Here is a 12,205-nt window from a genome sequence, read left to right as displayed (position 1 = left end):
GCCCCCGCCCCGCCCCCGGCCCCCACCCCTTTCCCCCGCCCCTTTCCCCGCGACGATCTTGCAGTTGTGGCGCCTGAATAGCGGTACTAGTCCTGGTTTGTGTACCGCCACAACTGCAAGATCGACGCGTTGAACGGGGACGGGGACGGGGACGGGGGGTGGGGGACGGGGGGTGGGGTTTTTGGGGGGTGCCTTGGGGGAAGGGTGGGGGCATGATTGGTGAGTTGCGGAGTGTGGTGCTTGACTGTCCGGATCCTCGGGGGCTGGCTGGCTTCTACGGGGAGTTGCTGGGGCGGTCGGTGGTCTACGACAGTGATGACTGGGTGACGCTCGGGGGAGGGCCGGGGCAGTCCCGGGTGGCCTTCCAGCTCGCGCCTGACCTGCTCGAACCCCGGTGGCCCGATCCGGAGCGGCCGCAGCAGGTCCACCTCGACGTAACGGTGGAGGACATCGAGGTGGCCGAGGCGAAGGTGCTCGCGCTCGGTGCTACCCGGCTGCCCGGTGGGGGAGAGGACTTCCGGGTCTACGCCGACCCGGCGGGCCACCCGTTCTGCCTGTGCTGGGACAACTGACCGACGCCGCAACGACCCTGGGCCCCGACCGGGTTGACGGCGGCGGGCATGATCGCCGCATGGGTTGGACGGAAACGGGTCTACCGGCGCTGGCCGCGTCGGGGTCGTTGTTCGGGCTGGCGTACGGGGACGCGCTGGGCAAGCCGACCGAGTTCATGACGGTTCCGCAGATCGAGGCGCGTTACGGCCCCGATGGACCGCGCGAGCTGACCGGGGATCCCGCACTGGTCACCGACGACACGCAGATGGCGCTCGCGGTCGGCTGGGCGCTGCACGAGGCACCGGCCGCCACCCCGGAGGTGCTCGAACCGCTGCTGCGCGCCCGGTTCCTGGACTGGGCCGTCAGCCCCGACAACAACCGGGCGCCGGGCATGACCTGCCTGCGGGCCTGCGGTGAACTGGCCAAGGGCGGGCCGTGGCAGGCGGCGACCGTGGCCGATTCGAAGGGCTGCGGCGCCAACATGCGGGTCACCCCGGTCGGACTGCTGTCGGCGTACGACCTGGACACGTTCGCCGGAATCGCCCAGCTCCAGGCGGGGCTGACCCACGGGCACCCGACCGCGCTCGCGGCGAGCGAGCTGACCGCGTACGCGGTGCGGGTGTTGCGCGACGGCGCGGCGCTGGCCGACGTGCCCGGCCTGCTGCGGCAGCGGGCCATCGGTCAGCGGACCGTCTACCGGGGCGACTGGCTGGGTGACCTGTGGCAGCGCGCGGGCGCGGGTCACCCGGCGGAGTTCATCGCCCTCGGTTGGGACGAGTGCCTGGCGGTGCTGGACCGGCTGGACGCGACACTATCCGGGCCCGACGACGGCGAAGACCCGTGCCTGGCCACCGGTGAGGGCTGGATCGCCGAGGAAGCACTGGCCACGGCGCTGCTCTGCGCGCTGCGGCACCCGGACGACCCGGTGTCGGCGTTGGCCCGCGGGGCGACGACGTCCGGCGACTCGGACTCGATTGCCGCGCTGGCCGGTGCGTTCCTCGGCGCGTCCGGCGGCCTGGCGATCTTCCCCGAGGACTGGCTCGACCGGATCGAGTACGCCGACCAGCTCGCCGCCCTCGGCAACGCCTGGGACTGACGGGCCGACGCCAGCCCCGCCGCGATCACCTGGTCATGGGCACGAAGCGGGCCACTTCGTGCATGCCGAGCCCGGTGTAGAGCCGACGTGGCACCGGGTAGCCGCCGTCGCCCCGGGGGCCGACGATCGCCTGGTTGGCGCCGAGATCACGGGCCACCTGCAACATCCGCGTACACAACGCCCCGGCCAGGCCGCGCCGACCGTGCTCCGGGTCGGTCCCGACCGGCTCGAACAGCACGGATCCGGAGTCGACGTCCAACCAACCCAGCCCGAAGGCGGCGAACGTACCGTCCGCCGCCACCGCGACCAGGTCCAGTTCCGGGCGGTAGACCGGCGAGGCCAGCACGGCACGATGCTTGTCCACCGAGTAGCTCGAACCGGGTTCGTCACCGGTCACCGGCAGGCCCAGCATCGTCTTGATCCTGGCCGGCGCCCAGCAACGACGATGCAGCTCGACCCGTTCGGTCAGCTCGTCCTCGCGTACGGGACGGATCATGTAGTCGGGTGCGTCGGCGCGCGTACCGAGGTCCGAGAGGTCCGCCAGGCTCCGCCATAGCTGTACGAACCACGGCCTTTCGGCGCGGTGGAAGCCACGCTCGGCCAGGACCGCGGTGAGGGCGGTGTCCTGGTCGCTCACCTCGACGGTGAGCCGGGGTGCCAGGTGCAGCAGTTCGTCGACGGCGGCGGCTCGCTGCGTGGGAGTCGTGTCGGGTCCCAGGTGCAGGGAGGCTTGCGCGGGTTGGTCCGATGCCCCGGACAGCCACACGTCCGCGAATCCCAGCAGGGGATCGCCCCAGGTGAGGGTGGCGTCGGGAACCGGGCTGCCGTCGCCCCGGGCGCCGGCCCAGGCGACGTTGCCGACATGCAGGCGCTGTCGGGGGTTCCAGGATCGCCGGACACAGGCCAACCGCTCGCCGAGATCGCTGCCGCTCATGGAACAAGTCGTCCCCGGCGGGCCCGTACGGTCAAGCGGTTTTCCGCGAGCTGACGCACCCTGTGAGCTTCGACGGACGGGACATCGCCTCGCGCCGAGGTACGGCATGCTGGCCGACGTGGCCGCCTTCGATCGCGAAACGGATCAACATCGGGTGGACTACCACCTGATGATGCGCTCACCCGTGCGAATGATGCACAGCCGAGCACTCCTCGACGACACCGTCAGATGGCTACGGGAGCACGACTACCACGTCGTGTCGGTGGACGCCTCCTGGATGATCGCCTCCCACATGTTCCGCGACCTCGCCTCGGCCCTCGGCAACGTCTGCCACGACCAGTGGCAGTGCCTGAGCGAGGGAGTCGCGGAGGCGGTGGCGGACACGTGGGACCGACACGCTGGCTTTGTGCTCGTACTGCATGGCTTCGACGTGTTCGTGCGGTACCACCGCGAAGCAGCCCAGGACCTCCTCGATGTGATCGCCGAAAAGGCGTGGCCGGCCGCCCTGCTCGGGAAGCGGGTCATCTGTCTGGTCCAGACGGACGACCCGGACCTTCGGCTCCGACCGGTCGGCATGTCCACCCCGTCCTGGACGGACGCCGAGTGGAGCCATGCCTCACGAGGACTCTGACGGTCGGGCCGGGCCAGGCGGGTCGAGCTGTGGCGGATTTCTACCCCCGGAGGGGTAGTGGAACGCCACAGCCCGGCAACCCGCCCCGGACCGCGCGGGTCAGCGGGTGCGGCGTACGCGGTGGAGTTGGGTGACGCGGTGCCACAGGTCGGCGTCGCAGCTGCCGGCCCGGTTCTCGAACGAGGTCAGCGAGACCCGGATCGGGTCGGACAGGTCGAGCCAACTGTCCCGGGCGGCGGTCCGGTCCCAGCTCCGGGTCGGGATCTTCACGTGGTCGGCGCGCTCGCTCTTGTCCTGACTGGTGATCTTCAGGACGTCCGCGCCCCGGCGACCACCACGCAACACCAGGCACGGGCGTACCTTCGAACCGGTTCCGTCCTCGAACGGCACGTCGGCCCACCAGATCTCGCCGGGCTGCGGGCGTACCCCGGACTCGGCCGGCTTGGTCGCGGGGCCGGACCTCGGGCGCGGCGGTGCGGTGGGACGACCCCGGGGCCGTCGCGGCGCGCGGCCCGGCCGGGACGGGCGGCCCGGACCCCGACGGAACCGGCGTACGGCCCAGCCGGTCACGCCCGCGACCAGGCCGATCCCGATCAGCCAGAGCAGCCAGGTGGGCATCGGTACTCCTGATCATCGGAGGTCTGTCGGCCGTGGCGATCCTCGCACGGCACCGGGCGGGCGGCATCCGGAGCCAGCGGGTCCGGCTCGTCGGCATCCGGTGGCAGCGGGTCCGGCTCGTCGGCACCCGGTGGCAGCGGGTCCGGCTCCCCGGGCTCCGGATGTCCGACCGGACCGATACGGTGCGGAGGTAACGCGAGCACGGAGGTCAACTGGTGTCAGAGGAAGCGATCCCGCAGCAGGTCAGCGCCGAACAGGAGGCGGCGGCCGGCGCCGATCCGAGCGCGGCCGACCGGGAGCGGCACGCCGAGCTGGCCACCGAGATCACCGACCACCAGTACCGCTACTACGTGCTGGACACGCCGAGCATCCCGGACGCCGACTTCGACCGGATGCTGCGCGAGCTGGAGGCGCTGGAGGAGAGTTTCCCGTCGCTGCGTACGCCGGAATCGCCCACCCAGCGGGTCGGCGGCACCTTCTCCACGCTGTTCACCCCGGTCGACCACGCCGAGCGGATGATGTCGCTGGACAACGCCTTCGACGTCGACGAGCTGACCGCCTGGGCCGAGCGGGTGGAACGGGACGCCGGGGGCGCGGTCAGCTACCTGTGCGAGCCGAAGGTCGACGGGCTGGCGATCAACCTGACCTACGAGAACGGCCGGCTGGTCCGGGCCGCGACCCGGGGCGACGGCCGCACCGGCGAGGACGTCACCCCGAACGTACGGACCATCCGGACCATCCCGGAGCGGCTGGCCGACGGTGCCGACGTCCCGGAGCTGCTGGAGGTCCGGGGCGAGATCTACTTCCCGGTCGCCGACTTCGCCGACCTGAACGCGTCCCTGGTCGAGCAGGGCAAGGATCCGTTCGCCAACCCGCGCAACGCCGCCGCCGGCAGCCTGCGGCAGAAGGATCCCCGGATCACCGCGTCCCGCCCGCTGCGCATGGTGGTGCACGGCATCGGCGCCCGGCGCGGCTTCGAACCGGTGGCGCAGTCCGACTCGTACGCGACGCTGCGGGCCTGGGGGCTGCCGACCAGCGACCGGTGGCGGGTGGTGCCCGACCTGGCCGGGGTCCGCGACTACATCGACTACTACGACGAGCACCGGCACGACGTCGAGCACGAGATCGACGGGGTGGTGGTGAAGGTCGACCCGGTGGCCATCCAGGGCCGGCTCGGCTCCACCAGCCGCGCCCCCCGCTGGGCGATCGCCTTCAAGTACCCGCCGGAGGAGGTGACGACCAAGCTCCTCGACATCGAGGTCAACGTCGGGCGTACCGGTCGGGTCACCCCGTTCGCGGTGCTGGAACCGGTCCGGGTGGCCGGCTCCACGGTCGCGCTGGCGACCCTGCACAACGCCCGGGAGGTGGAGCGCAAGGGGGTGCTGATCGGCGACACGGTGGTCATCCGCAAGGCCGGTGACGTCATCCCCGAGGTGCTCGGCCCGGTGGTCGACCTGCGCCCGCCGGACGCCCGCCCGTTCGAGATGCCGACCCACTGCCCGTCCTGCGGCACCGTGCTGGCGCCGGCCAAGGAGGGCGACGTCGACATCCGCTGCCCCAACACCCGGTCCTGCCCGGCGCAATTGCGGGAGCGGGTCTTCCACCTGGCCAGCCGCAACGCCCTCGACATCGAGGTGCTGGGGGAGAAGGCGGCGGCGGCGCTGCTCGACGCGCGGGCGATCGTCGACGAGGGCGACCTGTTCTCGCTGGACGCCGACAAGCTGGCCTCGGTGCCGCTGTTCGTCAACAAGGACGGCAGCCTGGGCAGCAACGCGGTCAAGCTGCTGGACAACCTGGTCGAGGCGCGGCAGCGCCCGCTCTGGCGGGTGCTGGTGGCGCTCTCCATCCGGCACGTCGGGCCGACCGCGGCCCAGGCGCTGGCCCGGCAGTTCGGGTCGATCGAGCGGATCGAGCAGGCCAGCGAGGAGGAACTCTCTTCGGTGGACGGGGTCGGCCCGAGGATCGCCACCAGCCTGCGGGAGTGGTTCACCGTGGACTGGCACCGCGAGGTCGTACGCAAGTGGACCGAGGCCGGGGTCCAGATGGCGGAGGAGCAGGTCGAGCAGGGGCCGCGCCCGCTCGAGGGGATCACCGTGGTGGTCACCGGCACCCTGGCGTCCTATTCCCGCGACCGTGCGGCCGAGGCGGTGCAGTCGCGCGGCGGAAAGGTCAGCGGTTCGGTTTCGAAGAAGACCCATTTCGTGGTGGTGGGCGACAACCCGGGGAGCAAGGCTGACAAGGCGGCGTCACTGAAGGTGCCGATCCTGGACGAGGCCGGATTCGAGATTCTGCTGGCCGAAGGCCCGGAGGCGGCGGTCGAGGCGGCGGCTAACGCGGCGCAAGCTAACGAAGAGTAAGCACCCTATTAGCTCTGCGTCATAGTTCGCCTCTGGCGAGATGCCGCGTATTTCAAGTTAGTCACGACTACAACCGATTCGCGTCTGTCGCCCCCCACATCCGTCCGATGAGGGCGTTTGATGGTTGCACCAGCGCGGCAGGTGGCCGCGCCCCGGGACCACGGGTCGGGAGGTCGCATGGAGGCCGCAGCGTTGCGGAACTCCGTTCCTCCTGGACGGGCAACCGCATTCTTCGGCTTTGTCTGGGCGGTCGTCGCATTGGCCGCCCTGCTCTCCGCCGTACCGCTGATGTCGTTGCCCGACCAGATTCCCCAACTGCCGCCGGCATTCTGGGTCATGGCCGCGCTCGCCGCCGTATCCGACGCGCGTCCATTCACGCCGCCGGGCCGACGACAGAGCTCGGCGGTATTTCCCAGCATCTGCTTCACCTTCGCCATCCTGCTCGGCTGGGGACCCGCCCCTGCCATCGCCGTGCAGGCGGTCGCCGTACTGGTCTCCGGGTTCCGGCTGCGGCACGCCCCCTGGCGAATCGTGTTCAACATCGCCCAGTACGCCTGCGCCCTCACCGCCGCACACGCGGTCGCCCGCCTCGGCCCCGAAGCCGCCTTCGGCGCACGACCCCACCCCACCTGGGCCGACGTGGCGATCGTCGCCGGTGCCGCAGCCGTGTGGTTCGCCGTCAAGTACGGCTCCGTCACGCTCGCCGTACGGTTGCGCTTCGGCAGCCCGTGGTGGCCGGCGTTCCGGCACGGACTCGGCTTCGAACTGCTCTCCACCGGATCGCTGCTGCTGCTCGGCCCGGTGGTGGTGGCCGCCGCGCGGGTCAGCCCCGCGCTGATCCCGCTGGTCCTGGTGCCGCTCTACGCGGTCTACCGGATGGCCCGGCTCTCCGGCGAACAGGAACAACTCGCCCGGCTCGACCCGCTCACCGCACTGCCGAACCGCAAGGCCCTGTACGCCGAGGTCGGCGACCAGATCGCCATCCACGCCGAACAGGCCGCGAAGGGCGCCGACGACCGGCACCTGGCCCTGCTCCTGCTCGACCTCGACCGGTTCAAGCACGTCAACGACGCCCTTGGACACGGGGTCGGTGACCGGCTGCTGGTCCGGGTCGGCGAACGGCTCACCGTCACGGTCCGCCCCGCCGACCTGGTCGCCCGGCTCGGCGGCGACGAGTTCGCCGTACTGGCGACCGGGTTGGTGGACGTGGACGAGGCCCGTGGGCTGGCCGAACGGGTCGTCGAGGCGCTGGTCGAGCCGGTCGCCCTGGACGGGCTGCCGCTGGACGTCAGCGGCTCCGTCGGCGTCGCGGTCTACCCCGAGCACGGTGAGGACTTCGCCACCCTGATGCGCCACGCCGAGGTGGCCATGTACGACGCCAAGAACCGGGGCGACACCGTCGCCGTCTACGCCCCCGAGTCCGACCACAACTCCCCGGAGCGGCTGAACCTCCTGGCCGACCTGCGCCGGGTCCTCGACCGGGCCGGCGGAGCCGACGCCGGTGAGATCACCATGTACTACCAGCCGCAGATCGCGATCTCCACCGGCGAGGTGGTCGGGGTCGAGGCGCTGCTGCGCTGGCGCCACCCCAAACGCGGCCAGGTCGATCCGGAGGAGCTGATCCGGGTGGCCGAACAGAGCGCGGTGATGCGCCTGCTGACCCGTCGGGTCATCGACGACGTGGTGGAACAGCTCGCCAAGTGGTCGGCCGCCGGGATCGCCGTACGGGCGGCGGTCAACGTCAGCGTCCGTGACCTGCACACCGGGGAGATCGCCGACCAGCTCGCGGACCGGCTGACCCGGTACGGCGTACCGCCGTCCTGGATCCAGCTGGAGATCACCGAGGGCGCCCTGATGGCCGACCCGCACCGGGTGCTGGCCACCATCGCCCGGCTCGACAAGATCGGCGTGGCCATCGCCCTGGACGACTTCGGCACCGGTTACTCCTCGATGCAGCACCTGCGGCGGCTGCCGCTGGCCGAGGTGAAGGTCGACCGTTCGTTCGTACTCGGGATGGCGACCGACGCCGACGACGCCGCCATCGTCCGTTCGGTGATCGAACTGGCCGGGGCGCTCGGCCTGCGGGTGGTCGCCGAGGGCGTCGAGGACGCCCGGACCTGGCGGCTGCTGCACGCCGCCGGCTGCGACGTCGCCCAGGGCTGGTTCTACGCCCGGCCGATGCCGGCCGACGAACTGGTCTCGTGGCTGGCCCGCTACCGCCCGCTGGTGCCCGGCCCGGTCCAGGAAACCCCCGGCCGGCACCGGTCCAAGCCCCCGATCGCCGTCGAGGTCGCCCCCAGCGACCCGCTTGCGAGCACCGACACCGACCCGCCCGCGCCCGCGGAACCACCGGCCGCCGACCCGCTCGCGCCGACCGAGGACCCGGCCGCCGCGGCGTCCGAACCGGTCGGCAAGGGCGAGACGTACGTCTTGGAGCAGGTCGGAGGAGACGGGACGTACCTGACGGTGCAGATCGAGGACGACGGGTCGTTCTTGCCGGAGCCGCCGAGCGGGGAGCCGGCCGAGCTTGCCGGGGCGGGGGGAGTCGGGGAGAGCGCGTCTCCGGCTGACAAATAGACTCGCTCGGGTCACGGCGCGCGTGTCACGCTGCGCCGGTAAGCACGTCCACGCACGAAGGGGGCACCGATGGCCGCCATCTCCCGCGAGGAGGTCGCGCACCTGGCGCGGCTGTCGCGGCTCGCCGTCACCGAGGAGGAGCTGCAGACCTTCGCCGGCCAGCTCGACGTGATCCTCCAGTCGGTGGCCCGGGTCGGTGAGGTGACCGCGGCCGACATCCCGCCCACCTCGCACTCCGTGCCGCTGACCAACGTGCTCCGCGAGGACGTCGTGGTGCCGTGCCTGACCCCGGCCGAGGCGCTGTCCGGTGCACCGGATGTCGATGAACAACGCTTCCGCGTACCGCGGATCCTGGACGAGGAGGCCTGACCGGCATGAGTGACGTGACCAGGATGACCGCGACGGAGGTCGCGGCCCTTGTCGCCGGTGGCGAGGCGTCCGCGGTCGAGGTGACCCAGGCGCACCTCGACCGGATCGCCGAGGTCGACGGCCGGGTGCACGCCTTCCTGCACGTCGACACCGAGGGGGCGCTCGCCGCCGCCCGCGACGTCGACGCCCGCCGGGCCGCAGGTGTTCCCCTCGGCCCGCTCGCCGGGGTGCCGGTCGCGGTCAAGGACGTGCTCACCACCAAGGGCGTGCCGACCACCGCCGGCTCCAAGATCCTCGAAAACTGGCGCCCGCCGTACGACTCGACCATCGTGCAGCGGCTGCGCGCCGCCGGTACGGTGCCGATCGGCAAGACCAACATGGACGAGTTCGCGATGGGCTCCTCCACCGAATACTCCGCCTACGGGCCCACCAACAACCCGTGGGACCTGGGCCGGATCCCGGGCGGCTCCGGTGGCGGCAGCGCCGCCGCGCTGGCCGCGTACGAGGCGCCGCTGGCGATCGGCTCCGACACCGGCGGCTCGATCCGCCAGCCCGGAGCGGTCACCGGCACCGTCGGCGCGAAGCCCACCTACGGCGGCACCTCCCGCTACGGGCTGATCGCCTTCTCGTCGTCGCTGGACACCCCCGGCCCGTGCGCCCGTACGGTCGAGGACGCCGCCCTGCTGCACGCGGTCATCGGTGGGCACGACCCGCGCGACTCCACCTCCATCCCGCAGCCGGTCCCGGACGTGGTTGCCGCCGCCCGGCTCGGCGCGACCGGTGACCTGACCGGCGTACGGCTCGGTATCGTCACCGAGTTCTCCGGCGAGGGCGCCGAACCGGGTGTGCTGGCCGCGTTCCGCGAGTCGGTCGACACGTTGACCAAGCTCGGTGCCGAGGTCGTCGAGGTCTCCTGCCCGCACTTCGAGTACGCGCTGCCGGCGTACTACCTGATCGCGCCGAGCGAGTGCTCGTCCAACCTGGCCCGCTTCGACGGGGTGCGGTTCGGGCTGCGGGTCGGCGACGACGGGGTGAAGTCGCTCGAAGAGGTCATGTCCCTCACCCGTGACCAGGGCTTCGGCCCCGAGGTCAAGCGGCGGATCATCCTCGGCACGTACGCGCTGTCGTCCGGCTACTACGACGCCTACTACGGGCAGGCGCAGAAGGTCCGTACCCTGATCACCCGCGACTTCAACGCCGCGTTCGAGCAGGTCGACGTGCTGATCTCGCCGACCACCCCGTTCGTGGCGTTCCCGTTCGGGTCGCGCACCGGGGACCCGTACCAGATGTACCTGGCGGACCTGTTCACGATCCCGACGAACCTGTACGGCGGCCCGGCGATCTCGGTGCCCTGCGGGCTGTCCGAGGGGCTGCCGGTGGGCTTGCAGATCATGGCGCCGACCATGGCCGACGACCGGATGTACCGGGTCGCCGCCGCCCTGGAGTCCGCGGTCGGCACCTTCACCCCGCCGGCACTCTGAGTACGCTTGAACATGCTTTGTCCGGATGACGCTCGAGAGCTGGAGTATTGATGAGCGCGATCGTCCTGCCCTCGTACGACGATGTCGTCGAGCGGTACGAGCCGGTGGTCGGCCTGGAGACCCACGTCGAGCTGGGCACGAACACCAAGATGTTCTGTGGCTGCCCGACCGACTTCGGCGGCGAGCCGAACACCCGGACCTGCCCGGTCTGCCTCGGCCTGCCCGGCTCGCTGCCGGTGGCGAACAAGGCGGCGATCGAGGCGACGATCCGGATCGGTCTCGCGCTCAACTGCACCATCGCCGACTGGTGCCGGTTCGCCCGGAAGAACTACTTCTACCCGGACATGCCGAAGAACTTCCAGATCAGCCAGTACGACGAGCCGCTCTGCGTCGACGGTTACCTCGACGTCGAGGTGCAGGGCAAGACGGTACGGATCGGCATCGAGCGGGTGCACATGGAGGAGGACACCGGTAAGTCGCTGCACGTCGGCGGCGCCACCGGACGCATCCACGGCGCCACCGAGTCCCTGGTCGACTACAACCGGGCCGGCATCCCGCTGGTCGAGATCGTCACCAAGCCGATCCCCGGCACCGGTGCGCTCGCCCCCGAGACCGCCCGCGCGTACGTCACCGAGCTGCGCGACGTACTGCGCTCGCTCGGCGTATCCGACGTACGGATGGAGGAGGGTTCACTGCGCTGCGACGTGAACACCTCGCTCAACCGCCCCGGTGACGAGTGGGGAACCCGTACCGAGACGAAGAACGTCAACTCGCTGCGTTCGGTCGAGCGGGCCGTACGGTCGGAGATGCTGCGGCAGGCCGCCCTGCTCGACGCCGGCACGAAGATCATCCAGGAGACCCGGCACTTCCAGGAGGACACCGGCGACACCCGTCCCGGCCGGTCCAAGGAGACCGCCACCGACTACCGCTACTTCCCCGAGCCGGACCTGGTGCCGATCGCGCCGGACCGGGCCTGGGTCGCCGAGCTGAAGGCCGCCCTGCCGGAACTGCCTCGGGTGCACCGGCAGCGGTTGCAGGAGCAGTGGGGGCTGTCCGACCTCGACATGCAGTCCGTACTCAACGCGGGTGCGGTCGAGCTGATCGAGCAGACGGTCGCTGCCGGCACCACCCCGGCCGGCGCCCGCAAGTGGTGGCTCGGTGAGCTGTCCCGGCGGGCCAACGAGTCCGGCGTCGACCTCGCCGCGGTCGGGGCGACCCCGGCCCAGGTGGCCGAACTCCAGCGGCTCGTGGACGAGGGCAAGCTCAACGACAAGCTGGCCCGTACCGTGCTCGAAGGCGTGGTGGCCGGCGAGGGTGACCCGAGCGAGGTCATGGCGGCCCGTGGGCTCGGCGTGGTCTCCGACACCGGTGCGCTCACCGCCGCCGTCGACGAGGCGATCGCCGCGAATCCGGACATCGCCGCCAAGATCCGCGACGGCAAGCTCGCCGCCGCCGGGGCCCTGGTCGGCGCCGTCATGAAGACCACCCGAGGCCAGGCCGACGCCAAGACCGTCCGCGACCTCATCCTGGCCCGCCTCAGCTGAGCCGTGCCGGCCGGTTTCGCCCGGCTGGCACAGCTTCGCGCGGGCT

10 protein-coding genes are annotated in these 12,205 nt (G+C 71.4%); 8 read left to right on the top strand and 2 right to left on the bottom strand.

The genetic code is table 11. The features are described from left to right. Positions 1–212: 212 nt before the first annotated feature. Positions 213–572, top strand: a complete 360-nt coding sequence (locus AB0J90_RS28705) for a VOC family protein (RefSeq protein WP_363601054.1) — start codon at positions 213–215, stop codon at positions 570–572. A gap of 59 nt (positions 573–631) precedes the next feature. Then, positions 632–1,648 (top strand): ADP-ribosylglycohydrolase family protein, encoded by a 1,017-nt coding sequence (locus AB0J90_RS28700; protein ID WP_363601052.1) that lies wholly within the window; start codon positions 632–634, stop codon positions 1,646–1,648. A 25-nt stretch (positions 1,649–1,673) separates the two neighbouring features. On the opposite strand, the gene AB0J90_RS28695 is transcribed toward AB0J90_RS28700, so the two are convergent. Continuing rightward, positions 1,674–2,582 (bottom strand): GNAT family N-acetyltransferase, encoded by a 909-nt coding sequence (locus AB0J90_RS28695; protein ID WP_363601050.1) that lies wholly within the window; start codon positions 2,580–2,582, stop codon positions 1,674–1,676. A 106-nt stretch (positions 2,583–2,688) separates the two neighbouring features. On the opposite strand from AB0J90_RS28695, the gene AB0J90_RS28690 reads away from it, so the two are divergent. Next, positions 2,689–3,213 carry a barnase inhibitor gene (locus AB0J90_RS28690; protein WP_363601048.1) on the top strand — a complete coding sequence of 175 codons (525 nt, stop codon included), beginning with the start codon at positions 2,689–2,691 and terminating at the stop codon, positions 3,211–3,213. A 99-nt stretch (positions 3,214–3,312) separates the two neighbouring features. Here the strand turns inward: AB0J90_RS28690 and AB0J90_RS28685 are convergent, their stop codons facing one another. Continuing rightward, positions 3,313–3,831, bottom strand: a complete 519-nt coding sequence (locus AB0J90_RS28685) for a type II toxin-antitoxin system PemK/MazF family toxin (RefSeq protein WP_363601046.1) — start codon at positions 3,829–3,831, stop codon at positions 3,313–3,315. A 215-nt stretch (positions 3,832–4,046) separates the two neighbouring features. On the opposite strand from AB0J90_RS28685, the gene ligA reads away from it, so the two are divergent. The 5 genes from ligA (at position 4,047) to gatB (ending at position 12,159) form a co-directional block, all read left to right on the top strand. Continuing rightward, positions 4,047–6,188, top strand: coding sequence for an NAD-dependent DNA ligase LigA (gene ligA / locus AB0J90_RS28680; RefSeq protein ID WP_363601044.1), 2,142 nt, complete (start codon positions 4,047–4,049; stop codon positions 6,186–6,188). 177 nt (positions 6,189–6,365) lie between these two features. Beyond that, positions 6,366–8,765, top strand: coding sequence for an EAL domain-containing protein (locus AB0J90_RS28675; protein ID WP_363601042.1), 2,400 nt, complete (start codon positions 6,366–6,368; stop codon positions 8,763–8,765). A 69-nt stretch (positions 8,766–8,834) separates the two neighbouring features. Continuing rightward, on the top strand, positions 8,835–9,134 hold the full coding sequence (gene gatC, locus AB0J90_RS28670; protein ID WP_326560555.1) for an Asp-tRNA(Asn)/Glu-tRNA(Gln) amidotransferase subunit GatC: 300 nt from the start codon (positions 8,835–8,837) through the stop codon (positions 9,132–9,134). A gap of 5 nt (positions 9,135–9,139) precedes the next feature. After that, a complete protein-coding gene (gatA, locus tag AB0J90_RS28665) occupies positions 9,140–10,615 on the top strand; it encodes an Asp-tRNA(Asn)/Glu-tRNA(Gln) amidotransferase subunit GatA (protein ID WP_363601040.1) in 1,476 nt (491 codons plus the stop codon). A 50-nt stretch (positions 10,616–10,665) separates the two neighbouring features. Next, positions 10,666–12,159: an Asp-tRNA(Asn)/Glu-tRNA(Gln) amidotransferase subunit GatB gene (gene gatB, locus AB0J90_RS28660; RefSeq protein ID WP_363601038.1), complete on the top strand. Its 1,494-nt coding sequence runs from the start codon at positions 10,666–10,668 to the stop codon at positions 12,157–12,159. Positions 12,160–12,205: the final 46 nt, after the last annotated feature.

This window comes from Micromonospora sp. NPDC049523, from assembly GCF_040676775.1.
Classification (GTDB): domain Bacteria; phylum Actinomycetota; class Actinomycetes; order Mycobacteriales; family Micromonosporaceae; genus Micromonospora_G.
The sequence above is the reverse complement of the archived record's forward strand: the minus strand, read 5'-3'. Positions and strand labels throughout refer to the sequence as shown.